Raw genomic sequence first — 23,882 nt, 5'->3', positions numbered from 1 at the left:
TGAACCATGGGCCACCGACAAACGGATTACGTCCGCCATCAGGGGTTCTACTCGGTGGATAACGGCGGGAGGCGACACCTGTGGACGACGGTTGCGAGGGCGAGGAGCGCGCCCGAAAAGCGCACAGCGCCCGCACCGAACAGCACAGCGCCCGCCCTCACCGAACCGCTCCGCTCCGCCCCCACAGCCCGTCCCGAGAGCCCCTACTCGATCGCCGTGTAGATGCTGAAGATCGGCAGGTACAGCGCCACGATCATGCCGCCCACGACGATTCCGAGGAACGCGATGAGCAACGGCTCGATGAGCGCCGTGAGCTGAGCCGTCGTCGTCTTGACCTCCTGGTCGTAGAAATCCGCGATCTTGTCGAGCATCTGCTCGAGCGCTCCCGAGTCCTCACCGACGGCGATCATCTGCGTCACCATCGGGGGGAAGACCTTCTCGTCGATGAGCGGCGCTGAGATCGACTGCCCCTGCCGCACGGCGTCCTGCACGCGCGTGAGCGCGTTCTCGACGACCCAGTTGCCCGAGGTCTCCCCCACGATCTGCAGCGCTTGCAGGATCGGCACGCCGGCGCCGATCATGTCCGAGAAGTTCCGTGCGAACCGCGCCACGGAGAGTTTCGTCATGAGCGGCCCGAACACCGGGGCCTTGAGCTTCAGCGGGTCGACCGTGCGTCGCACCTTGTCGGTGTTCTTGTTCTGCCGCCACCACACCGTGCCGGCGATCGTCAGCACGAGCACGAGCGGCCCGAGCCACACCATCTGCTTCGACAGGATGACGAGCAGCATCGTCGGCGCCGGCAGGTCCGCCCCGAACCCCGCGAACATCGTCTCGAAGATCGGGACGATGAAGATGAGCATCGCCGCGACGGACACGAAACACATGATGATGACGATCACGGGGTACGTCATCGCCGACTTGATGCTGTCGCGCAGCTCCACTTCCTTCTCGAAGTTCGTCGCGACCGTCGCGAGCGCGTTGTCGAGGAAGCCGCCCGTCTCACCCGCACGCACCATGTTGATCATGATGGGAGGAAAGTCGCGGGGGTGCTTCCGCATCGCGTCGGAAAGCGATGTCCCGGCCTCGACGTCGTCGCGCACCCGCGCGAGGATCTTCGCGAGACCCGCCGACTCCGTCTGCTCGGCGAGGATCGTGAGGGTGCGAAGGAGCGACAGCCCGGCGCCCGACATCGTTGACATCTGCCGGCTCATGATTGCGAGGTCCTTGAGCGTGACGCCCTTGGACAGCCCGGGGATCGAGATCTCCCGGTTGAGTCCCGTCCCGTCCGATGCCTGCTCGATCGAGACGGGCGACAGCCCCATGACCCGCAGCCGGGACGCGACCTGCGCCTCGCTCGTCGCGTCGACCCGGCCCTTCACGATCTTGCCGCTCGCGTCACGCCCCTTGTAGGCGTACCCGGTCATCGTGGGCATGGTGCGGCTCCCCTCAGAGCGAGGGCCGAAGCACGCTCACGGTGCCGAGTCGTCACGACGCGCTCCCGGAGAACGCATCGCCGAAGTCGATCCCGGACGCACGCATCGCCTGGGCCGCGGCCTCCGTCGGCGACTCGGCGCGACCGAGCAGGCGGGCGAACGCCGCAGGATCGTGCGCTTTCGCCTCGGCGGCCTTCCGCGTGATCGACCCGGCGTTCACGAGCTCGGCGAGGTGCTGGTCCATCGTGTGCATGCCGAGGTCCTTACCGGCCTGCATCGACGAGATGATCTGGTAGGTCTTGCCCTCACGGATGAGGTTCCCGAGCGCCGGCGTCATGACGAGGACCTCGGTCGCGACCACGCGGCCGGAGCCGCTCGCCTTCGGCACGAGCGTCTGACAGACGACTCCCTGCAGGGTCCCGGCGAGCTGCGTGCGGACCTGGTCCTGCTGGTGCGGCGGGAACACGTCGATGACGCGGTCGATCGTCTGGGCGGCGTCCTGCGTGTGCAGTGTCGCGAACACGAGGTGCCCCGTCTCGGCGGCCGTGAGCGCGACGGAGATGGTCTCGAGGTCGCGCATCTCGCCGATGAGGATGACGTCCGGGTCCTGGCGCAGCACGTGCTTGAGCGCGTTCGCGAAGCTCCGCGTGTCCTGACCCACTTCACGCTGGTTCACGATCGACAACTGGTTCGGGTGCATGAACTCGATCGGGTCCTCGACTGTCACGATGTGATCGCGCCGCGTCTTGTTGACGAGGTCGATGAGAGCCGCGAGCGTCGTCGACTTGCCTGAACCCGTCGGTCCCGTCACGAGGACGAGCCCGCGCGCGAGGGTCGCGAAGCGCGACACCGAGTCGGGCACGCCGAGCGCCGTGAGCGGCTTGATCTCGGTGGGGATGAGACGGAAAGCCGCGCCGATCGAGCCGCGCTGCTTGTAGTAGTTGACGCGGAAGCGGCTCGCCTCCGTGAGCGGGTGGGCGAAGTCGAGCTCGAGTACCTCCTCGAACGCGTCGCGCTGGCGGTCGTCGAGGATCGCGAGGAGCTCGCGTGACACGGCCGCCGCGTCCCAGGGGCGCGCGCCCTCGATCGGCTGAAGCCCTCCGCTCACCCGGATCGTGGGCGGGGCGTCGCGCGTGATGTGGAGATCGGAGCCGCCGAGGGCGACGAGCTCGTGGAGCGCCTCGGAGAGCGACACGTCGCGAAGCGCAGCGCCGGACGTGGACTCTGCCGATCCGGTCGGCGCTGAGGCAGCCGGTGCCGATGCCGGTGCCGGTGCCTGTGCCTGTGCCTGTGCCGCGAACGATTGCGCCGCCGGGGCCGGAGTCGGCGTAGCGGCCTCCGCTCGCGCCGCCTCGACCGCCGCGGCCGCCTCAGCAGCCGCGGCGGCCTCCGCGGCCGCCGCCGCGAACGCATCGGTCTGCGTGCTCGCCTGCCGCTGTGCGCGACGGGACAGCTGCCCGGGCTCGCCGGGCGTCCAGCCGCCGGCCTCGTCGCCCGGCGGGGTCACCGGGATCTCGTAGATGGGTCCGGTCACGCGTCTCTCCCTCGTCTGGTGCTGTCTCGTTCGCCGGTCTGCGCGCTCACACGGCCACCCGGAGGATCTCCTCGAGGGAGGTCAGCCCGAGCAGGGCCTTCGCGAACCCGTCCTGCCGCAGCGTCAGCATGCCCTGCCGCTTCGCGACGCGGGCCACGTCGGCGCTCGACGCCCGTTCGACGGTCAGCCGCTCGATCTCCTCTGAGACCGCCATGACCTCGTGCAGCGCGATCCGCCCGCGGTAGCCCGTGTTCGAGCACTGCCGGCATCCGACGGGGGCGAAGAGGTGCACGGGCGAACCGTCGGGGCCGACCGAGGGGAAGCCGAGCCGGTCGAGTTCCTCGACCGTCGGCTCCGCCGGCTGCTTGCACCGGTCGCACAGCTTCCGCGCGAGGCGCTGCGCGACGACACAGTCGAGGGCCGACCCCACGAGGAACGGCTCGATGCCCATCTCGGTGAGGCGCACGACCGCGCTCGGGGCGTCGTTCGTGTGCAGCGTTGACAGCACGAGGTGACCGGTGAGCGACGCCTCGATCGCGATCTGGGCGGTCTCGTGGTCGCGGATCTCACCGAGCAGGACGACGTCGGGGTCGCTTCGCAGGATCGACCGCAGTGCGCTCGCGAAGGTCAGTCCGGCCTTGGGATTCACTTGCACCTGGTTGATGCCGTCCATCCGGTACTCGACCGGGTCCTCGACCGTGATGACGTTGATCTCCGGCCGGGCGACGGCCCCGAGCGTCGAGTAGAGCGTCGTCGACTTGCCGGAGCCGGTCGGCCCCGTCACGAGGATCATGCCGTGCGGCTTCGAAATGGCCTTCTCGTACACCGCGTAGTTGCGCTCGAGCAGGTTGAGGTCGCGGATGCTCATGGCCGTGTTCGAGTTGTCGAGGATACGCATGACGACCTTCTCGCCCCACACCGTCGGCAGTGTCGCGACGCGCAGATCGATCTGACGGCCCCCGTGAACGACCGACATGCGGCCGTCCTGCGGCTTCCGACGCTCGGCGATGTCGATGTCGCTCATGATCTTGAGCCGCGAGATGACACCGTTCTGGATCGCCTTCGGCGCGCTCTGCATCTCGTGGAGGACACCGTCGATGCGGTAGCGGACGCGCAGCTCGTGCTCGGCCGGCTCGATGTGGATGTCGGACGCCTGGTCCTGGATCGCCTGCGAGACGAGCAGGTTCACGACGCGCACGATGGGGGCGTCGTCCTCCGACGACTCCGTGACGAGCGCGGCATCGCTCGACGTGCTCTCCTCCTCGAGCGTCGTCGTGAGGTCGCTCAGCTCGTCGTCGGCCCGGAGGTACCGGTCCATCGCGGCCGCGAGATCGTGCTGCTCCGCCATCACGGGCTCCACGACGAGGTGGGTGGCGGCGCGCACGTCGTCGATCGCGAAGACGTTGTTGGGATCGGCCGTCGCGAGGCGGATGCGGCCGCCCTCGACGCCGATCGGGAGCACGCCGTGGCGCCGACAGATCGCCGAGGACACCATCGACACGGCCGTGCGGTCGACGGGGTACTCGAGGAGCTCGACGAAGTCGAGACCGCGCTGGATGGCGCGCGCGCGAGTCACGTGCGCCTCCGTCAGGACGCCGTCCGCGACGAGTCCCCGGACGACGGCCTCCTCGTCGGAGTGGTTGCGGCTCAACCGCTCGAGTCGATCGAGGTGCTGCAGGGGCAGGATCCCGTGCAGGATGAGCGTTTCCGTCATCGACGCCACGTCGGTCACCTCCGAGTTCCCCGTGGCGGATCACACCACTTCCGCCGGTCGTGTCTGGTGCACACGGTCATCGGCCCGAGTAACGCTATTCGACGCTCATCGGGGGGAACAGTCCCACAATGTGGTCTCCCCCGTTCGGAGGGCGTGGGAAGGACTCTCTCGGGAACGCACATCCCGGGTACGCCGAAGGGCCCCGGCTCATGCCGGGGCTGTCCCCACGCGTCGATAGGCGGCATGGCGTGCGGAAGTCCACGAGGTCGCACGGCCCGGGTACGCCGAAGGGCCCCGGCTGGTGCCGGGGCCCTTCGGCGTGGATCGCGTCTCTCGGAGACTCCTGCCTAGCTGTAGTTGCCGGGCGTGAAGTCGTCGCTCGAGAAGCTGTCGAAGTCGACGAACGAGAGGTCCGCCTCGCTGAACGCGCCGTCGTCCGCGAAGATGCGGTTCGGGTAGCGCTCGGCCTTCGCCTCCTCCGTCGCCTCGACGGCGACGTTGCGGTAGCGCTGGAGACCAGTGCCCGCGGGGATGAGCTTTCCGATGATGACGTTCTCCTTGAGGCCGACGAGCGGGTCGCGCTTGCCTTCCATGGCGGCCTGCGTGAGGACACGCGTGGTCTCCTGGAACGACGCTGCGGACAGCCACGACTCGGTCGCGAGGGACGCCTTGGTGATACCCATGACCTCCTGACGAGCCGACGCCGTCTTCCTGCCCTCGGTCAACGCCTCACGGTTGAGGTTGTTGTACTTCGAGCGGTCGACGAGCTCACCCGGCAACAGGTCGGTGTCGCCGTGGTCGACGACGGTGACCTTGCGGAGCATCTGACGGACGATGACCTCGATGTGCTTGTCGTGGATCGGCACGCCCTGCGAGCGGTAGACGCCCTGGACGCCACCCACGAGGTGCTTCTGGACCTCGCGGACGCCCTGAACGCGCAGGACCTCCTTGGGGTCGACGGCACCGACGTGGATCTTCTGCCCGAGCTCGACGTGCTCGCCGTCCTCGACGAGGAGGGTCGCACGCTTCAGCACCGGGTAGACGACCGGCTCGTCGCCGTTGTCGGGGGTCAGGATCACCTTGCGGCTCTTGTCCGTCTCCTCGATCGTGATGCGACCGGCGGCCTCGGCGATCGGGGTCGCACCCTTCGGGGTACGGGCCTCGAACAACTCCTGCACGCGGGGAAGACCCTGCGTGATGTCGTCGGCCGACGCGGAACCACCCGTGTGGAAGGTACGCATCGTGAGCTGGGTTCCCGGCTCACCGATCGACTGGGCCGCGATGATGCCGACGGCCTCACCGATGTCGACGAGCTTTCCGGTCGCGAGCGAGCGACCGTAGCAGGCAGCACACACACCGACAGCGGACTCGCACGTGAGGACCGAGCGGACCTTGATCGACTCGACGCCGGCGGCGACGAGCTTGTCGATCAGGACGTCTCCGACGTCCGATCCGGCCTCGGCGATGACCGTGCCGTTCGCGTCGACCGCGTCGGCCGCGAGCGAACGGGCGAACACGGAGTTCTCCACGTTGGCGTCACGGACGAGCGTGCCCTGAGCGTCGAACGCCGCGATCGGCAGTTCGAGGCCCTTGGTCGTCCCGCAGTCGTCCTCACGGATGATGACGTCCTGCGACACGTCGACGAGACGACGCGTGAGGTAACCGGAGTCGGCCGTACGGAGGGCCGTGTCGGCCAGACCCTTACGGGCACCGTGCGTCGCGATGAAGTACTCGGCCACCGACAGACCCTCGCGGTACGAGGAGATGATCGGACGAGGGATGATGTCACCCTTCGGGTTGGACACGAGTCCACGCATACCGGCGATGTTCCGGATCTGCAGCCAGTTACCACGAGCACCGGAGGACACCATGCGGTTGATGGTGTTGTCGACGGGGAAGTTGTCCCGCATCGCCTTCTGCACGTCGTCGGTCGCCTGCGTCCAGATCTTGATGAGCTCCGCACGACGCTCGGCGTCGGTCGTGAGTCCCTTCTCGAACTGCGACTGCACCTTGGCGGCCTGCTTCTCGTAACCCGCCACGATCTCGCGCTTGTTCGGCGGCGTGAGGATGTCGGACAGCGCCACGGTCACACCGGAACGCGTCGCCCAGTGGAAACCGGCGTCCTTGATGCGGTCGAGCGTCGCCGCGACCTCCACCTTCGGGTAGCGCTCGGCGAGGTCGTTGACGATCGACGAGAGCTGGCCCTTGTCCGCGACGGCGTCGACGAACGGGTAGTCCACCGGGAGCGCCTCGTTGAAGAGGGCACGACCGAGGGTCGTGGTGTGCAGGAACGGCTTGCCCTGCTCGAAGCCCTCCGGCGTGCTTCCCTCACCGAAGTACAGGCCTTCGAGACGGATGCGCACCTCGGCGTTCAGGTCGAGCGTGCCCTGGTCCTTCGCGAGGATCGCCTCGGCGATGCTCGAGAACGCACGTCCCTCGCCCACGGCACCCGGGGTGACGGTGGTGAGGTGGTGCAGACCGATGATCATGTCCTGCGAGGGCAGGGTCACCGGACGGCCGTCGGACGGCTTCAGGATGTTGTTCGACGCGAGCATGAGGATGCGCGCCTCGGCCTGGGCCTCGACGGACAGCGGGAGGTGGACGGCCATCTGGTCACCGTCGAAGTCCGCGTTGAACGCGGCGCAGACGAGCGGGTGGAGCTGGATGGCCTTGCCCTCGACCAGCTGGGGCTCGAAGGCCTGGATGCCGAGACGGTGCAGGGTGGGCGCACGGTTGAGGAGCACGGGGCGCTCGCGGATGATCTCCTCGAGCACGTCCCACACCTCGCCGCGCGAGCGCTCGACCATACGCTTGGCCGCCTTGATGTTCTGAGCGTGGCTCAGGTCGATCAGGCGCTTGATGACGAACGGCTTGAACAGCTCGAGCGCCATCTGCTTGGGCAGACCGCACTGGTGGAGCTTGAGCTGCGGGCCGACGACGATGACCGAACGGCCCGAGTAGTCGACGCGCTTTCCGAGCAGGTTCTGACGGAAACGTCCCTGCTTTCCCTTGAGCATGTCGGACAGCGACTTGAGCGCACGGTTTCCGGTACCCGTGACCGGGCGACCACGGCGACCGTTGTCGAACAGCGCGTCGACGGCCTCCTGGAGCATGCGCTTCTCGTTGTTGACGATGATCTCGGGCGCACCGAGGTCGAGCAGACGACGGAGCCGGTTGTTGCGGTTGATCACACGACGGTAGAGGTCGTTGAGGTCGGAGGTCGCGAAGCGGCCACCGTCGAGCTGCACCATCGGGCGCAGCTCCGGCGGGATCACCGGAACGACGTCGAGCACCATCGCCGCCGGCGAGTTGCCGGTCTGGACGAAGGAGTTGACGACGCGCAGGCGCTTGATCGCACGGATCTTCTTCTGGCCCTTGCCCTCGGCGATCTGCTGGTGGAGCAGTTCCGCCTCGGCCTTCAGGTCGAAGGCGAGCAGGCGCTTCTTGATCGACTCGGCACCCATGTACGCCTCGAAGTACAGGCCGAAACGGTCCTGCAGCTCGTGGAACACGGCGTCCTCGGGCTTGAGGTCGCCGACCTTGAGGGTGCGGAAGTCCTCCCACACGCGCTCGAGGTGGGCGATCTGCTCGTCGAAGGACTTGCGGGTCTGACCCATCTCCTTCTCAGCGGCGTCCTTGGTCTTGCGCTTCTGGTCGGCCTTCGCGCCTTCCTCCTCGAGAGCCGCGAGGTCGTCCTCGAGCTTCTTGAGGCGGTCGGCGATCCGGGCGTCACGCTGGTCGCCGAGCGTCTTGATCTCGAGCCGCAGCTCGTTCTCGAGACCCGGCATGTCCTGGTGACGCGCCTCCTCGTCGACGCTGATCACCATGTATGCGGCGAAGTAGATGACCTTCTCGAGGTCCTTCGGCGCCATGTCGAGCAGGTAGCCGAGACGGCTGGGAACACCCTTGAAGTACCAGATGTGGGTCACGGGAGCGGCGAGCTCGATGTGGCCCATGCGCTCGCGACGGACGGAGGACTTGGTGACCTCCACGCCGCAGCGCTCGCACACGATGCCCTTGAAGCGCACGCGCTTGTACTTGCCGCACGCGCACTCCCAGTCGCGGGACGGTCCGAAGATCTGCTCTCCGAACAGGCCGTCCTTCTCGGGCTTCAGCGTGCGGTAGTTGATGGTCTCCGGCTTCTTGACCTCACCGTACGACCAGCGACGGATGTCGTCGGCAGTGGCCAGGCCGATGCGGAGTTCGTCGAAAGTTGTTGCGTCGAGCAATTCTTATCTCCTACGGAATGTTTCTCGAAGTTCTAATGACGTGGAGGCGCTGGGCCTGGATCAGATCTCGTCGATGGACGAGGACTCGAACCGCGAGGAAATGTTGATGCCGAGCTCTTCCGCCGCGCGGAACGCATCGTCGTCGGTGTCACGGAGACTGACCGCCGTGCCGTCGGCCGAGAGGACCTCGACGTTCAAGCAGAGCGACTGCATCTCCTTCATGAGGACCTTGAAGCTCTCGGGGATGCCGGGCTCCTGGATGTTCTCGCCCTTGACGATCGCCTCGTACACCTTGACGCGGCCGAGGATGTCGTCGGACTTGATCGTGAGGAGCTCCTGGAGCGCGTATGCGGCGCCGTAGGCCTCGAGAGCCCACACCTCCATCTCACCGAACCGCTGGCCACCGAACTGCGCCTTACCACCGAGCGGCTGCTGGGTGATCATCGAGTACGGTCCCGTGGAGCGGGCGTGGATCTTGTCGTCCACGAGGTGGTGCAGCTTCAGGATGTACATGTAGCCGACCGAGACGGGTGCCGGGAACGGCTCGCCCGAACGACCGTCGAACAGGCGCGTCTTACCGGACGAGCCGATGAGACGGTCACCGTCACGCGTGACGTTCGTCGAATCGAGGAGACCGGCGATCTCGTCCTCCGCGGCACCATCGAACACGGGCGTCGCGACCTTCGTGCCGGGAGCCGCCTCGCGGGCCTGCTCCGGCAGGTTCTTCGCCCACTCCGGGTCGCCCTCGATCTTCCATCCCTGCTGGGCGATCCAGCCGAGGTGGAGTTCGAGCACCTGTCCGAAGTTCATTCGACCGGGGATGCCGAGCGGGTTGAGGATGACGTCGACCGGCGTGCCGTCCTCGAGGAACGGCATGTCCTCGACGGGCAGGATCTTCGCGATGACACCCTTGTTGCCGTGGCGGCCGGCGAGCTTGTCGCCCTCGGTGATCTTGCGCTTCTGGGCGATGTAGACGACCACGCGACGGTTGACGCCCGAGCCGAGCTCGTCGTCGCCGTCCTCCGCGTTGAACTCCTTCACCGCGATGATCGTGCCCGACTCGCCGTGGGGCACCTTGAGGCTCGTGTCACGCACCTCGCGGCTCTTCTCGTTGAAGATCGCGCGGAGCAGGCGCTCCTCGGCCGACAGCTCGGTCTCGCCCTTCGGTGTGACCTTGCCGACGAGGATGTCGCCCGGACGGACCTCGGCGCCGATGCGGATGATGCCGCGCTCGTCGAGGTCCTTGAGCAGCTCGGGGCTCACGTTGGGGAGGTCACGCGTGATCTCCTCCTTGCCGAGCTTCGTGTCGCGCGAGTCGACCTCGTACTCCTCGATGTGGATCGACGAGAGCACGTCGTCCTTCACGAGGTTCTGGCTGAGGATGATCGCGTCCTCGAAGTTGTGACCCTCCCACGTCATGAACGCCACGAGGAGGTTCTTACCGAGCGCGAGCTCGCCGTTCTCCGTCGCGGGGCCGTCGGCGATGACCTCGCCGACCTCGACGCGATCGCCCGCGTTGACGATGACGCGGTGGTTGTAGCTCGTGCCCTGGTTGGAGCGGTCGAACTTCCGCAGGTAATAGGTCTGCGTCCCGCCCTCGTCGAGCTGGATGGTGACGACGTCGGCCGAGACCTCGGCGACGACACCGGCCTTCTGTGCGGTGAGCACGTCACCGGCGTCGATGGCCGCGTAGCCCTCCATACCGGTTCCGACGAGCGGCGAGTCGCTGCGGAGCAGCGGGACGGCCTGACGCTGCATGTTCGCACCCATGAGGGCGCGGTTCGCGTCGTCGTGCTCGAGGAACGGGATGAGCGACGTACCGACCGACACCATCTGGCGCGGCGAGACGTCCATGTAGCCGATGTCCTCGGCCGGCACGAGGTCGACCTCTCCGCCGGTCTGGCGGGCGAGGACGCGGTCCTCCTGGAAGTGACCGTCGGACTTCAGCGGCGCGTTGGCCTGGGCGACGATGAAATCGGCCTCCTCCATCGCGGTGAGGTAGTCGATCTGGTCGGTGACCCGGCCGTCGACGACGCGACGGTACGGCGTCTCGATGAAGCCGAACGCGTTGATACGGGCGAACGACGCGAGCGAACCGATGAGGCCGATGTTCGGGCCTTCCGGGGTCTCGATCGGGCACATGCGACCGTAGTGCGACGGGTGGACGTCACGGACCTCGACGCCGGCACGCTCACGCGACAGACCACCGGGGCCGAGCGCCGAGAGACGACGCTTGTGCGTGAGGCCCGCGAGCGGGTTGTTCTGGTCCATGAACTGCGACAGCTGGGAGGTTCCGAAGAACTCCTTGATCGCGGCGACGACCGGACGCACGTTGATGAGCGTCTGCGGCGTGATGGCCTCGATGTCCTGCGTCGTCATTCGCTCGCGGACAACGCGCTCCATCCGGCTGAGGCCCGTGCGGACCTGGTTCTGGATGAGCTCCCCCACCGCGCGGATGCGACGGTTGCCGAAGTTGTCGATGTCGTCGGTGTCGAGACGGATCTCGGCCGGCTTGCCGCCCCGGAGGCCGTTGAACGTGGTCTCCTCAGCGTGCAGGCGGACGAGGTACTTGATCGTCGCGACGATGTCGTCGACCGTCAGGACCGAGTCGCTGAGCGGAGCGTCGAGACCGAGCTTCTTGTTGATCTTGTACCGGCCGACCTTCGCGAGGTCGTAGCGCTTCGAGTTGAAGTAGAAGTTGTCGAGGAGCGCACGAGCGGCCTCGGCGGCCACCTGCTCGCCCGGACGGAGCTTCCGGTAGATGTCGCGGAGCGCGTCCTCCTTGGAGAGGATCGTGTCCTTCTCGAGCGTGAGCTCGATCGACTCGTAGCCCTTGAACTCGTCGAGGATCTGCTCGCTCGTGAGGCCGAGGGCCTTGAGGAACACCGTGACCGACTGCTTGCGCTTGCGGTCGATGCGGACGCCGACCTGGTCGCGCTTGTCGATCTCGAACTCGAGCCACGCACCGCGGCTCGGGATGATGCGAGCCGAGTAGATGTCCTTGTCGGACGTCTTCTCCTGCTGGCGCTCGAAGTAGACGCCCGGGCTGCGGACGAGCTGGGACACGACGACACGCTCGGTGCCGTTGATGATGAACGTGCCCTTCTCGGTCATGAGCGGGAAGTCGCCCATGAAGACCGTCTGGGTCTTGATCTCACCGGTCTGGTGGTTCATGAACTCGGCCTCGACGTAGAGCGGCGCGGCGTAGGTCTTGCCGCGCTCCTTGCACTCCTCGATGGAGTACTTCTCGGGCTCGAGGTACGGGTTCGCGAACGAGAGCTGCATGGTCTCGCCGAGGTCCTCGATGGGGGAGATCTCCTCGAAGATCTCGTCGAGTCCGCTCTTGGAGGGCAGGTCCTGTCGGCCTTCCGCCGACGCTTCGTCGACGCGGGCCTTCCAGGCCTCACTGCCGACGAGCCAGTCGAAGCTCTCGGTCTGCAGCGCGAGCAGATCGGGAACGGTCAGGGTGTCGCTGATCTTCGCGAACGACAGTCGGGAAGCCCCGCGGCCGTTCTTGGGTGTGGTGGGAGTTGCGTTGCGCGCAGCAGCCAAGGAAATAACCTCCGTGGACCCCGTCAGGTCGTATCACTGTCAGTTGATGAGGGAAGACTCGCCGGACGCACAGAAAGGAGCACCTCGAAACCACGGGGAAGTGGGATCATCGTGCACACGGGCCGACCGCAATATGAAGGCAGAGTGAAACGTCTGGGAGCGCAAAGGTCAATCATATGCCGAGTTATCCCCGATGTCTACTTCTCGGCTTGACCTTTTCGGCGAGTCTCCTGTATAAACGCGAGCCGCTCGGATTCATTCCCGTCCGCGCGTCCCGTCGTGCAGCCACCGCGACCCGCCGATCGTTGTAGTTTCGAGGAATGGATCATCCCCACGTCCGTCTCGAGGGCAGCGGCTTCCAGGCGGTCATCGAGCCGGACCGCTTCGTCCCGGGGAGCTATCAGCTCGTCGTCGACGGCACCCCGCAGTCGCACGTCAACCTCGAAGACCCGAGCGACCTGAGCTTCGAGTACGTCCGCCGCATCGGTCATGTCGTCGACCTGGCCGCCGAGCCCGGAGCGCCGATCACGGCCGTGCACCTCGGCGCCGGGGCACTCACCCTCCCCCGCTACGTCGAGGCGACACGACCGGGGAGCCGGCAGCAGGTCGTCGAGATCGAGCGCGGGCTCGTCGACTTCGTCCGCGAGCACCTCCCTCTGCCCAAGCGCGCATCGATCCGCGTGCGCTACGGCGACGCCCGCGAGGTCGTCGGAAAACTCCCGCCGGCCCTCCACGCCTCCTGCGACCTCGTCATCGTCGACATCTTCCAGGGCGCACGCACACCGGCGCACGTCACGAGCGTCGAGTTCTACCGGGAGGTCGCGCGACTGCTCTCCCCGACCGGGCTCCTCGCGGTCAACGTCGCGGACGGACCGGGACTCGCGTTCGCCCGCAGCCAGGTGTCCACGCTCGCCGCCGCACTCGACCACGTGGCCGTCATCGCCGAGGCGCAGATCATCAAGGGCCGTCGCTTCGGCAACCTCGTGCTCGTCGGGTCCCCGTCCGAGCCGCCCTTCGACTTCCTGCCGCGGCTCCTCGCGGGCGGGCCGCACCCCGCGAAGGCCCTCGTCGGCGCGGAACTCCGCGAGTTCGCCGCGGGCGCGCCCATCGCGACCGACGCGACGGCCACGGGTTCACCTCCCCCGTCGAAGTCGGTCTTCCAGGTCAAGTCCGGTCGCTGACACGTCGATCCCGGACGCGGAGGCCGACGAGGCGATCGCATCCCGCGACAGGCGGGCGACGGTCGCGGAGCGGACGCGATCCGCGCCTACAGTTGGTCCGGTGACGAACAGCATCATCCTCGGTTATGACGCGGCGAGTCTCCGCGAGAAGGTCGACCTCAAGGCCGTCGGCGAGCGCCTCGACGAGCTCGGTGACCTGCGCAGCCTCACCGCGCTGTGCGAGAAGGCGTGGTTGCTGAAGGTCGCCGGCCAGTTGGACGAAGCGCTCGAGATCGCGAACGAGGCCGTACGCCTGGCGCGCTTCACGGGCGACCGCAAGGAGCTCATCCGACCGCGCCTTCTCCGCGCCCAGGTCCTCCAGTTCCGCGGCGCCTTCGACGACGCGATCCACGAACTGAACGCGTGCGCCGACGAGGCGCACACGCACGAGTGGACGCTCTACGAGGCATTCAGTCTGCAGCACCGCGGCAAGGTCTACTTCGACATGAAGCGGTTCGAGGAGGCGCTCGAGGATTTCCGTGCCGCGGCGGAACTGCGCCGGCGACTCGGCGCTCCCGACGAGCAGATCGAGTCGTCGCTCATCGCGATCGCCGTCACCGAGTCGTACCTCGTCGACGCGAGCTGACGGTTCCCTTCCTCCGATCGGCACGGCTCCACCCGCGATGTCGGCGGCCCGTTATAACGTGAGTCCATGGCAGATCTCGCTCGAGTGAGGGTCTGGGCCGACGCGCTCATCGCTCTCCACCTCGACCCGTCCGTCTGGAGCTTCGGCTTCGACAACGCGAAGAAGCGCGCCGGCTTGTGCAACTTCACCGACCATCGCATCACCGTCTCGCGGTATCTCGCGGCTCGCTACGACGACGACGAGGTGCACCAGATCCTCCTCCATGAGGTCGCGCACGCCCTCGCCGGCGCGTCCGCCGGGCACGGCAGCACGTGGAAGCGTATCGCCGAGGAGATCGGTTACGCCGGCGCACGCCTTCACTCGGGTCAGACAGCCGATGAACTCGCGCCATGGGTGGGGTCGTGCCCCGCCGGCCACACGGTCTACCGGCACCGGCGTCCCAGCCGCCGCAGTTCGTGCGCGGTGTGCTCTCGCAGCTTCGATCTGCGGTTCGAGATCCTCTGGCACCGGCGCGAGATCACCCCGGCCATGCGTCGGAGCGCCGCAGCGTCGGTCGCGTCTTGATCGGCACGCCGTCATGAGCAGGAGTGCGTTCGTGAACAGGAGTGCCGCGGCCGATCCGGATCCCGCCGGGCTCTCGATCGCGCTCCTGCGCGGCGTCAACGTCGGCGGGATCACGGTGAAGTCGGTTCCCCTCGCCGAGGTGTTCGTCGGCCTCGGATACTCGTCCGTCCGCACGGTGCTCGCGAGCGGCAACGTCGTGTTCGACGCCGACGGTCGGGAACCGGCCACCGTGAAGTCGGAGATCGAACGGGGCCTCGAGCGCGCGTTCGGGTACGACGCCTGGATCGTGCTGACGACGCAGCGGCACGTCCGGGACGTCGTCGACGCCTTCCCCTTCCCCGAGGTCGACGACCGGCAACCGTACGTCGTGTTCGGGTCGGACACGGCGGTCCTCGACGAACTCGCCGCCTTCTCCGAGACCGAGACGGACCCGGCGATCGAACGCATCGCCCGCGGTGACGGTGTCCTCTACTGGGACCTTCCCCGGGGTTCGAGCACCGACACGGCATTCGCGAAGCGCTCGGCCCGCAACCGATACCGTTCCTCAACGACGACGCGGAACCTGCGGACGCTGAGGAAGCTGCTGTAGCGGGGCATCAGCTCGCCGACGCGTTCGGTCGAGGCAGAACAGCTGGCCACCTGGGTAACCGACTATGTTGGTTACATGAGAGTCGCCTCGCGAGTGGATGTTCCGACCGGTCAGTGGTTCGAGTCCTCCGACGGCGTGAGGTGGTGGTTCGACAGCGGCTCCCTGGCCCTCGACTTCGCGTACACGGGCGGACTCGGCGCCGCCGACGGCGACATCGACATCCCATGGGAGTTCCTGCGCTCCACGGCCGACCTCGACCACTGGATCGGCGAGCGCATGGCGACGGCCCCGTCGACGGAGCGCGACATCCTCGACGCGCACGCGCTCCGCGGCGCGATCACCCGACTGGCACTCGCCCGATCACGAGATCTGCCGCTCACGGGAAGCGATGTCGACCTCGTCAACCTGTATGGGGCGACGCCCGACATCCCCCCGCGCCTCGAAGGTGGATCCCGCCAGGCGGGGCGGACCTCCGCACGCGCCGCGCAGGCCCTCGCAACGATCGCTCGCGACGCCATCGCCCTCTTCGACCCGGAGTCGAGTGGACGCATCCGCGAGTGCGACGGAGAGGACTGCTCTCTCGTCTACCTCGACACCTCTCGAGGCGGAACCCGGCGTTGGTGCTCGATGTCGCGGTGCGGCAACCGGCACAAGGTGCGGACGCACCGCGAACGTCGCGCCGCGAGCGCCCGGCTCTGACGGAGGACCGCCGGCACCGGGCGCCCGCGCACGATGCGGGAGGTCACTCCCCGACGGTCACCCGCGGGTCGAACGCGACGTATCCCGCGAAATCCTTGCCGACGCGCTCGGCGGCGCCATCGTACGGCTCCGGGTAGGACCACGCGATGTCGCTCGGCCCGTCCGAGAGGGAGTAGTACTGGCACACGCCCTTCCACGGGCACGTGTACGGGGTGGGGCTCTCCTCGAGGCTCGACCAGTCGATCGACGCCGGGGGGAAATACCAGTTCCCCTCGATGCGGATGAGGTCGTCCTTCTCGGCCGTCGCGATGACGCGGTCTCCGAGTATTGCCTGCATTGTGTCTCCTCGTCTGACGCGGCCGGTCCTCGGGACGGCTTGCCCGCCCGCTCCCCGACCGCTCTCGACGTTACGCCGACGGAGCGCGCAGCACCACGGCGTCCCCGTCGGCGTCGACCTGTGCGAGCGCCCGCAGCTCGGCCCCGGCGAAGCGGCCCGACGCCACCAGTTCCTGGCCGGGGACGGACGCGGTCACGAGGTGGCCGACGGCCCCCGAGAGACCGACGAACGCCGCACACGCGACGGCCGCTTCAGGCGAGGTGAAGTCGATGCCGAGAGTCGACAGGGCGTCGATCACGGCACCGGCCGCGAGAACGTCGACACTCGAGAACCCGCCGCCCTCCGTCGCCGCCACGATCGACACGGCGACGCGGCGGCCGACCGCGACCTGGTGGTCCAGGATCCAGCGGGCGACGGCGGCTCGGGAACGGAGCGTCGCCGCCACGATCGCCGCGTCGGGCGACACCGCTGCGACGTCGACACCGGCCTCCGAGGTGCCGAGCGCGTCCACCCAGACCACGACGTCCGCTTGCCCGATCCGGGCGAGCCCGTCGATCCCGACGTCGAAGCGGACCTGGTACTTCCCTTGTGATGGAGGCGGGAACACGGGAGGATTCGTCACTCCCCAATCGTATTCGAGGCCCGACCCGGGCTCCGCGCGCCGCGACTCACTACGTCATCGAGGACTCCGGCGCTCACGATCTCAACGGCGGGGCGACTCACGGATCCGCTCGCCCGGCGCCACGCGCATCGCCTGCTCGATGACCTCGAAGTCGTGTCTGCTCAGTTCGAGGAACCCCTTCCGCAGCTGCAGTCCCCAGTCGAACGAGTGCCGAGTGAACTCGAGCACGTGCAGCAGGGGGCGGATCGGGGCGTCGGCGACCTCGAGCCGATAGTCGACACGGCGACGCCAGGGCCGCCAGCCGGAGTCGGCCCCGCCGACTCGGTAGAGCTCGTCGTCGGCCACACGGCCGATCGCCGTGAAGGAGCGTACGGGGTTCCCCTCGGCGGTATCACGCGCCGAATAGAACGCGATCCCGTCCGATTCCCGCATGCCGTCGAGTCCCTCCCGGCGACCGAAGTTCAGTTGTGCGACGCCGAGGTCGACGACGCGCCGCACGTGATCGCGCTGCATCACACCCAGCCAGTACCGGATCGCCACCGGGCGCCTATCGCTCGGCCGGTTCGCGAGCGCGTAGGACCGCGACGAGGAGAGGCACGGATCGCTCGTCGAGGCGGGAGTCGTCGGTCACACGATCAGTCTAGGAAGTCGGACCGACGCCGTCCTTCGCGCGGCGTGGCGAGCCTGTCAAGGGCGGCCACCGAGCGGACGACGTGTGCATCATGTTGCCATGAGGATCCAGCTCAAGACCGTGCTCGATTGCGAACCCGACGTCGCGTGGCGCGCACTCCGCTCACCCGCCGCGCTGCAGGAGATCTACGGACCGCTGCTCGCCATGAAGTCCGTGACCCCGCTGCCGACGATGTGGACGGCCACGACGGCGGAGGTCGCCTTGGCGGTGGCGGGTCTCGTTCCGACGGGCCGTCAGCGCATCGACATCTCCTTCGACGACCACCGGGCCGACGGAGTCCGGATCCTCGTCGATGACGGCGCGCCCCTGACCGGTCCGCTCGCCCTGCTCGGATCGTGGCGGCACCGGATGGCGGTCGCACCGGCACCGCATGATCAGGGAAAGACGCTGTACCGCGACCGCCTCGACATCGGAGGCGTCGCGGCACCCGCTCTCTGGTTCCCGCTCTGGACCGTGTGGCAGTGGCGGGCGTCCCGCCTCGCCGAACTCGCCCCGACCTGGGCGTACGACCCCGAGATCGCGGCCGTCGACGACGCGGACGAGGACCCCGCCGTCGACGGATCGGGCGACGCGACGCGGACGCCCACGGGCAACTGACGCCGCGCCGTCGGCAACTCGGTGGGGACGCCCGGCACGTTTCGGGGGTTCGTCCGCTAGACTGGGAGCAACGGCGAATCCATCGACGGATTCCCGGCGTCGTCAGAACGCTCTTCACATCTCTCACCCACTGGCACGTGCCTGCCGATAGTCAGGCGCATCGTGTCCACACCGGGGAGCGGTCCACTCGGATCGCGTGGGATCTCTGTTGAACCGTGCGCGGTGGTCATCCGCCCGCACCGTTCCAAACGGCGAACGATCGTGCCACGAGGCACCTTCGCCACCTCAGCACCCACTCCCCCGGCATCGACCGGCGGGCTCCGGCGTGCGAACGATGCCTGAAAGGCACCAGTGACCGACACCACCTTCAGCACGCTCGGCGTGCCCGCTCCTCTCGTCTCCGTCCTCGCGGCGGACGGGAAGACGACCCCGTTCCCCATTCAGGAGGACACCCTTCCCGACACTCTCGCGGGACGCGACGTCCTCGGGCGCGGCAAGACCGGCTCCGGCAAGACGATCGCGTTCGCGATCCCGCTCGTCGCTCGTCTCGGCGGGGCGCTGGCCGGCGGCAAGCGCCGTCCGGGGCGCCCGCTCGCCCTCGTGCTCGCTCCGACGCGTGAGCTCGCGACGCAGATCGACGCGACTCTCGCGCCCCTCGCGGCGGCGTACAACCTCACGACGACCACGATCTTCGGCGGCGTGAGCCAGAACCGCCAGGTCGCCGCCCTCAAGTCCGGCGTCGACATCATCGTGGCGTGCCCCGGCCGCCTCGAGGACCTCATGCAGCAGGGCTTCGTGTCCCTCGACGCGATCGAGGTCACCGTCATCGACGAGGCCGACCACATGGCCGACCTGGGCTTCCTGCCCGTCGTCACCCGCATCCTCGACAAGACGCCGTCGACCGGCCAGCGGCTGCTGTTCTCCGCGACGCTCGACAACGGCGTGGACAAGCTCGTCCGCCGGTTCCTCCACAACGAGGTGCTGCACTCCGTCGACGAGGCCAACTCACCCGTCGCCGCAATGACGCACCACGTCTTCGAGGTCGAGAGCGTCGAGGGCAAGAAGGTCCTCGTCGAGAAGCTCGCCTCCGGCACCGGCCGTCGCATCCTCTTCCTCCGCACCAAGCACCACGCGAAGAAGCTCGCGAAGCAGCTCACCGCTTCGGGCATCCCCGCCGTCGACCTGCACGGCAATCTCTCGCAGCCGCAGCGCGACCGCAACCTCAAGGCGTTCGGCGAGGGCAGTGTTCGCGTGCTCGTCGCGACCGACGTCGCGGCTCGCGGCGTCCATGTCGACGACGTCGAACTCGTCGTGCACGTCGACCCGCCCATGGAGCACAAGGCGTACCTGCACCGCTCCGGCCGCACCGCTCGTGCGGGCAGCGCCGGCGACGTCGTCACGGTCTCGCTCCCCACGCAGCGCGGCGACCTCGCCTCGCTGCTGCGCAAGGCGAAGATCTCCGTCAAGCCGACGGTCGTGACGGCCGACTCCCCCGAGGTCACGGCGCTCGTCGGTGACGTCGCCCCCTTCGTCAAGCCTGCTCCCGAGGAGCGTCGCCCGCAGGGCGGCGGAGGCACCTCGCAGGGCACGAACGCACGTCGCAAGCGCGCCGCGCGCGACGAGAACGGCTCGTCGAGCGGTGGCGGCCGTGGCCGCGGCCGCGGTGAGAGTGGCCGCGGCCAGGGCGAGGGCCGTGGCCAGGGCGAGGGCCGTGGCCAGGGCGGCGGACGCCGGTCCGGCGCTCGCGACGGCTCGACGCGCGACGCCGCTCCCCGCACCGGGGGCGCCTCGACGGGCGGACGCCGTGGCGGCGGCGCATCCGGCGCGTCCGGCGCCAAGGCGCCCATGCGTGTCGGCAGCCTCGTCGGCGGCCGCTCGGGCGGCACGAGCCGCGGCAACGGCCCGCGCCGGGCCCAGGGCTAGTCAGACACACCAGACGCACACAGACGGATCCCCGGTTCGGCGGCGCACAGCGTCATCGGACCGGGGATCCGTCGTCTCCCGACCACTCCCACTCCGATTTGGGAGCCCGAGCACGTCCCGGTATCGTCGGCACATGGAGACCATTTCCGCCACCGTGAGGCCCGTTCGGGACGTCGACGCCGAAGCCCTCGGCCGTGTCCACGCCACCTGCTGGCACGAGACGTACGACCATCTCGTGAGTGCCGCGACGCTCGAGAAGCTCTCCCCACGACGGATGGCCGAGTTGTGGACGCACTGGATGAACCAGGGTCCGGACTACGTGCAGTACGCGGCCCTCGTGGACGGCGAGATCGTCGGCTTCGCCGGGTGCGGTCCCGCTCGCGACGACGACGCACCGCGGCCCCGGGAGCTCTACTTCATTTATCTCCTGCACGCCTACCACGGCACGGGTATCGGACAGCAGCTCTTCGACGCGGCCTGCGGCACGGAGCCGACGTATCTCTGGGTCGCGGAGGACAACCCTCGCGCCCACGGCTTCTACCGTCGCAACGGCTTCGCACCGGACGGCGCGGCCCACGACGAGCCGTTCCTCGGCGAGGTCATCCACGAGGTCCGGCTCGTCCGCTGACCGTCCACCGGTCACGCGGAAACGGCTCCATCAGAAGTCGAAGTCGAACCCGTCGCCGTCTCCGAAGCCGCTCATCAGACCACCGATGACGAGACCGCCGACGACACCCCCGAGGATGTCCCCTCCGCCGCCCCGGCCGCGACCGTAACCGCCGTAGCCTCCGTAGCCCTGCTGGTACTGCTGCTGCATCTGCTGCTGCTGATGCGCCTCGATGTCGCGTTGACCGAGTGTCACGGCGAGCGCCGCGAGACTCGCGGCCCGGCGGACCTGACCGAGCGCCGTCGTCGCGTCCGGTGCGGAGTCGAGCGTGTCGAGCAGGCGCTCCGCCTCGGCGAGCTTCGTTCGAGCATCCGGCCCGATCGGACCGCGGTAGCCGGAGAGGAAGTCGCGGGCGACGCCGATCTGTCGCTCCGCGTCGTCGAGCGCCGGGCCGATCGCGGCGAGGGAGTGCTCCTCCTGCTGCTGGCGACCGCGTACGTCGGCGACGACCCGGTCGAGCGCGGAGTTCGCCTCGCGGAGGCTCTCGAGTTCCCCGAGCGGGTCGCGACGGTCGGCGATCGGCGAGAGAGCCTCGAGCGCGGCGGCCGCGCGCGCCGCCGCCGACTCGATCGCGGATCGCGCCGCCGGCTCTCGAACCGTCGACAGCAATCGGCGCGCTTCGACGATGTCGGACTCGGTATCGGCGACGACGGCCGCGAGCGTCGACTCCGCACGCAACGCGTCGACCTCGAACCTCTCCACGGCGGTCACGAGCTGACCGGCCCGGTGCACCGCCTCCTCCGGGGTCTGCAGTGGGACGGTCGCATCGGCGGCCCGGCGCGACCCGAGCCGGTCCTCGGCGACCTCGAGGCTCCGCTCGGCGTAGACGACGAGCTCCTTCGCCTGGGAGGGGTTGCGGCCCACCGCACGCAGCGCGTCGTCCGAGTACCGGGAACGCAACCGCTCCAGCAGCCGCTCCGACGACTCGATGCCCGGCTGCACCTCGGCGATCCGCGCGCGCACCGTCCGCACGGCCGACGGCGCCTGCTGCTCGAGCGAGCGGAGCGACGTGAAGGCGGCCGACTGCTCGGCGAGCGCTTGCTCGGCCGACGCCGCCAGCTCGATGATGCGCCGGTTCCAGTCGCGTCGCTCGTCCACCGTGTCGGGGAAGGCGTCCTCGAGGCGCTGTTTCAGCTCGAACGCTTCCCGCAGTCGCGCCCGCGACCGAGCGAGCGCTCGCGTGAAGTCGGCCGTCGCGGATTCTCCGAACTCGGCGACGGCGAAACCGACCTCGTCCTCGCTCGCCTGGACACGGTCATCCGCGTGGACGAGGGCGCTGCCGGCGCGCGTCTCGAGCTCGCGCAGCTCCGACTCGGTCGCCGCGATCCGACGACGTCCCGCCCGCCGCACGAGAGCGGTCACGACTCCCGCGACGGCTCCGATGCCGACGACGATGACGACGAGAGACACGAGGATTTCGGGGAGGCCCATGGCCTGATTCTACGGACTGCAGCGGAGAGATCGCCGAGCGGCGACGACGCCCGTGCAGGAGACGTGATGCCTCACGCGGAGGCGACGAGCCGCTCGACCGCCGCGAGCGGGATAGTCAGCCATGCCGGTCGATTCCGCGCCTCGTAGAGCGTCTCGTAGACGGCCTTGTCGAGTTCGAAGGCGTCGAGGACGTCACGGTTCTCCACGAGGTCCACTCCCGAGCGCGCGCTGTAGCCACCGGAGAACGACGCACGGCCGGCGGCGGCCCAGCCGCCGACGCCCGCGGCATCGCTCCCCCCGTCCTGACCGAGCGACCCCGCGACGTAGTCGAAGGAGCGCAACATCCCCGCGACGTCGCGCAGCGCCACATCGGGGCGGGTGCGCTCGGCCATCGTGCGCAGGGGCTCACCCTCGAAGTCGATCACGATCCAACCCCGGCGATCGGACCACAGCACCTGTCCGAGGTGCAGATCTCCGTGGATCCGCTGAAGGTCCGGCCACCGCGCGCCCGCGGCACGGTCGTAGACCGCCTCGATCGCGTCGCGATACGCCTCGAGCTGCGGTACCTCGGCTGTCGCCGTCCGGAGGCGCGACCGCATGACGGCGAGTGCCTCGTCGACATCAGCAGGACCCGTCTCGACGGTAGGGAAGACGGCGGCGAGCGTCTCGTGCACTTCGGCGACCGCTTCTCCGAGCGCGCGGGCCCTCTCGGAGAAGTCCTCGCCGGCCGCCGCCGCGCGGAGGGCCACGCGCCACGCGTCCTCGGAGCCGGGCAGGAACTCCTGAACGGCCGCGAGGTGCCCGACGGCGATTCCGTCGGCCCGCCCCGGGTCGGGCCACGATCCGGTGAGCACGCCGAAAGACCGCGGGACGCGGTCGGATCCGGCCGCACTGATGCCCGACTGCAGTGTGACGTCAGGGTTCTCCCCGTGGTGGATGAGACGGAAGACCTTCGCGATCACGTGCGGCAAGGGCCCGCCGTCCACGTCGACGACGATCGAGGTGTTCGATTGCTCACCCGAGAACACATGGGAGGCGGTCGGCGTGCCGGGGTCGACCGCCGGCTCTCCGACGGCGCGCGCCTCGTCGCCCTCGAGCCGACCGCCGTCAGCGATCGTGCGCACGAGGAGCTGCACGTACGCCGCGTCGTGAGGACCGTCGTAGAGGAAGCGCCCGTCGACCTCTCCGATGAGGGCGCCCTGAGCGTCAGGTGCCTGCTCGGGGCGGAACACGACGGGCACCTGATAGAGGAGAGGCTCGGCCGGGGCCTCGTCGAGGAGCAGGAAGACCGTGACCCGCACCCCCGGTGCGCCGCCGTCGAGACTCGCGACGACGCTCAGAGCCGGTTCGGCGCCCTTCGCCTGATACCAGCGCTGACGCGCCATCCATTCGGCGATGACAGTGACCACGGCGCTCATGCCGCGACTGTAGCGGCTCCCGCTCCCCCCGCATGAGGGGTCGCTTTCATGCGTCCGTCATGACATGGGGCGGTGG

18 protein-coding genes are annotated in these 23,882 nt (G+C 68.5%); 8 read left to right on the top strand and 10 right to left on the bottom strand.

Going from position 1 to position 23,882, the window contains the following annotated elements; genetic code table 11:
* Nucleotides 1-203: 203 nt before the first annotated feature.
* The 5 genes from ELQ92_RS05880 to rpoB all read right to left on the bottom strand — a co-directional run bounded on the left by ELQ92_RS05880 (nt 204) and on the right by rpoB (nt 12,462).
* Entirely contained in the window at nt 204-1,433 is a 1,230-nt protein-coding gene (locus ELQ92_RS05880) for a type II secretion system F family protein (RefSeq protein WP_128498095.1), read from the bottom strand.
* Nucleotides 1,434-1,485: 52 nt separating this feature from the next.
* Nucleotides 1,486-2,967 carry a type IV pilus twitching motility protein PilT gene (locus ELQ92_RS05875; protein ID WP_279432153.1) on the bottom strand — a complete coding sequence of 494 codons (1,482 nt, stop codon included), beginning with the start codon at nt 2,965-2,967 and terminating at the stop codon, nt 1,486-1,488.
* 46 nt (nt 2,968-3,013) lie between these two features.
* Nucleotides 3,014-4,690, bottom strand: a complete 1,677-nt coding sequence (locus ELQ92_RS05870) for a GspE/PulE family protein (protein ID WP_128498094.1) — start codon at nt 4,688-4,690, stop codon at nt 3,014-3,016.
* Nucleotides 4,691-5,028: 338 nt separating this feature from the next.
* On the bottom strand, nt 5,029-8,910 hold the full coding sequence (gene rpoC, locus ELQ92_RS05865) for a DNA-directed RNA polymerase subunit beta' (protein WP_128498093.1): 3,882 nt from the start codon (nt 8,908-8,910) through the stop codon (nt 5,029-5,031).
* 60 nt (nt 8,911-8,970) lie between these two features.
* Entirely contained in the window at nt 8,971-12,462 is a 3,492-nt protein-coding gene (gene rpoB / locus ELQ92_RS05860) for a DNA-directed RNA polymerase subunit beta (protein ID WP_128498092.1), read from the bottom strand.
* A 320-nt stretch (nt 12,463-12,782) separates the two neighbouring features.
* On the opposite strand from rpoB, the gene ELQ92_RS05855 reads away from it, so the two are divergent.
* The 5 genes from ELQ92_RS05855 (at nt 12,783) to ELQ92_RS05835 (ending at nt 16,120) form a co-directional block, all read left to right on the top strand.
* Entirely contained in the window at nt 12,783-13,643 is an 861-nt protein-coding gene (locus tag ELQ92_RS05855; RefSeq protein ID WP_128498091.1) for a spermidine synthase, read from the top strand.
* A 100-nt stretch (nt 13,644-13,743) separates the two neighbouring features.
* A complete protein-coding gene (locus tag ELQ92_RS05850) occupies nt 13,744-14,268 on the top strand; it encodes a tetratricopeptide repeat protein (protein WP_243694899.1) in 525 nt (174 codons plus the stop codon).
* A 66-nt stretch (nt 14,269-14,334) separates the two neighbouring features.
* Nucleotides 14,335-14,832: a SprT-like domain-containing protein gene (locus ELQ92_RS05845; protein ID WP_128498090.1), complete on the top strand. Its 498-nt coding sequence runs from the start codon at nt 14,335-14,337 to the stop codon at nt 14,830-14,832.
* 31 nt (nt 14,833-14,863) lie between these two features.
* Nucleotides 14,864-15,421, top strand: coding sequence for a DUF1697 domain-containing protein (locus ELQ92_RS05840; RefSeq protein ID WP_243694898.1), 558 nt, complete (start codon nt 14,864-14,866; stop codon nt 15,419-15,421).
* A gap of 75 nt (nt 15,422-15,496) precedes the next feature.
* Nucleotides 15,497-16,120 carry a CGNR zinc finger domain-containing protein gene (locus ELQ92_RS05835; protein ID WP_128498089.1) on the top strand — a complete coding sequence of 208 codons (624 nt, stop codon included), beginning with the start codon at nt 15,497-15,499 and terminating at the stop codon, nt 16,118-16,120.
* 43 nt (nt 16,121-16,163) lie between these two features.
* Here the strand turns inward: ELQ92_RS05835 and ELQ92_RS05830 are convergent, their stop codons facing one another.
* The 3 genes from ELQ92_RS05830 to ELQ92_RS05820 all read right to left on the bottom strand — a co-directional run bounded on the left by ELQ92_RS05830 (nt 16,164) and on the right by ELQ92_RS05820 (nt 17,619).
* Nucleotides 16,164-16,457, bottom strand: a complete 294-nt coding sequence (locus ELQ92_RS05830) for a DUF427 domain-containing protein (RefSeq protein WP_128498088.1) — start codon at nt 16,455-16,457, stop codon at nt 16,164-16,166.
* Nucleotides 16,458-16,527: 70 nt separating this feature from the next.
* The gene (locus ELQ92_RS05825) at nt 16,528-17,079 is read right to left on the bottom strand and encodes a hypothetical protein (protein ID WP_128498087.1); all 552 of its coding nucleotides are present in this window, start codon (nt 17,077-17,079) and stop codon (nt 16,528-16,530) included.
* Between the two features lie 81 nt (nt 17,080-17,160).
* The gene (locus tag ELQ92_RS05820; RefSeq protein ID WP_243694897.1) at nt 17,161-17,619 is read right to left on the bottom strand and encodes an EVE domain-containing protein; all 459 of its coding nucleotides are present in this window, start codon (nt 17,617-17,619) and stop codon (nt 17,161-17,163) included.
* Nucleotides 17,620-17,809: 190 nt separating this feature from the next.
* On the opposite strand from ELQ92_RS05820, the gene ELQ92_RS05815 reads away from it, so the two are divergent.
* The 3 genes from ELQ92_RS05815 to ELQ92_RS05805 all read left to right on the top strand — a co-directional run bounded on the left by ELQ92_RS05815 (nt 17,810) and on the right by ELQ92_RS05805 (nt 20,918).
* A complete protein-coding gene (locus tag ELQ92_RS05815; protein WP_128498086.1) occupies nt 17,810-18,367 on the top strand; it encodes a hypothetical protein in 558 nt (185 codons plus the stop codon).
* A gap of 351 nt (nt 18,368-18,718) precedes the next feature.
* Nucleotides 18,719-20,290 (top strand): DEAD/DEAH box helicase, encoded by a 1,572-nt coding sequence (locus ELQ92_RS05810; protein ID WP_128498085.1) that lies wholly within the window; start codon nt 18,719-18,721, stop codon nt 20,288-20,290.
* A 133-nt stretch (nt 20,291-20,423) separates the two neighbouring features.
* Complete coding sequence (locus ELQ92_RS05805) at nt 20,424-20,918, top strand: GNAT family N-acetyltransferase (RefSeq protein WP_128498084.1); 495 nt, start codon at nt 20,424-20,426, stop codon at nt 20,916-20,918.
* 30 nt (nt 20,919-20,948) lie between these two features.
* Here the strand turns inward: ELQ92_RS05805 and ELQ92_RS05800 are convergent, their stop codons facing one another.
* Together ELQ92_RS05800 and ELQ92_RS05795 are read right to left on the bottom strand one after the other, a co-directional pair.
* On the bottom strand, nt 20,949-22,388 hold the full coding sequence (locus tag ELQ92_RS05800) for a hypothetical protein (protein ID WP_128498083.1): 1,440 nt from the start codon (nt 22,386-22,388) through the stop codon (nt 20,949-20,951).
* Nucleotides 22,389-22,459: 71 nt separating this feature from the next.
* The gene (locus ELQ92_RS05795; RefSeq protein ID WP_128498082.1) at nt 22,460-23,806 is read right to left on the bottom strand and encodes a maltokinase N-terminal cap-like domain-containing protein; all 1,347 of its coding nucleotides are present in this window, start codon (nt 23,804-23,806) and stop codon (nt 22,460-22,462) included.
* Nucleotides 23,807-23,882: the final 76 nt, after the last annotated feature.

This window comes from Labedella populi (assembly GCF_004078655.1).
GTDB classification, from domain to species: domain Bacteria; phylum Actinomycetota; class Actinomycetes; order Actinomycetales; family Microbacteriaceae; genus Labedella; species Labedella populi.
The sequence above is the reverse complement of the archived record's forward strand: the minus strand, read 5'-3'. Positions and strand labels throughout refer to the sequence as shown.

Bases quoted from the DNA above. Each gene is read 5' to 3' on its own strand.
- ELQ92_RS05880 (WP_128498095.1), bottom strand. From the start codon at position 1,433: ATGCCCACGATGACCGGGTACGCCTACAAGGGGCGTGACGCGAGCGGC.
- ELQ92_RS05800 (WP_128498083.1), bottom strand. From the start codon at position 22,388: ATGGGCCTCCCCGAAATCCTCGTGTCTCTCGTCGTCATCGTCGTCGGC.
- ELQ92_RS05855 (WP_128498091.1), top strand. From the start codon at position 12,783: ATGGATCATCCCCACGTCCGTCTCGAGGGCAGCGGCTTCCAGGCGGTC.
- ELQ92_RS05835 (WP_128498089.1), top strand. From the start codon at position 15,497: ATGAGAGTCGCCTCGCGAGTGGATGTTCCGACCGGTCAGTGGTTCGAG.
- ELQ92_RS05830 (WP_128498088.1), bottom strand. From the start codon at position 16,457: ATGCAGGCAATACTCGGAGACCGCGTCATCGCGACGGCCGAGAAGGAC.
- ELQ92_RS05845 (WP_128498090.1), top strand. From the start codon at position 14,335: ATGGCAGATCTCGCTCGAGTGAGGGTCTGGGCCGACGCGCTCATCGCT.
- ELQ92_RS05795 (WP_128498082.1), bottom strand. From the start codon at position 23,806: ATGAGCGCCGTGGTCACTGTCATCGCCGAATGGATGGCGCGTCAGCGC.
- ELQ92_RS05805 (WP_128498084.1), top strand. From the start codon at position 20,424: ATGGAGACCATTTCCGCCACCGTGAGGCCCGTTCGGGACGTCGACGCC.
- ELQ92_RS05815 (WP_128498086.1), top strand. From the start codon at position 17,810: ATGAGGATCCAGCTCAAGACCGTGCTCGATTGCGAACCCGACGTCGCG.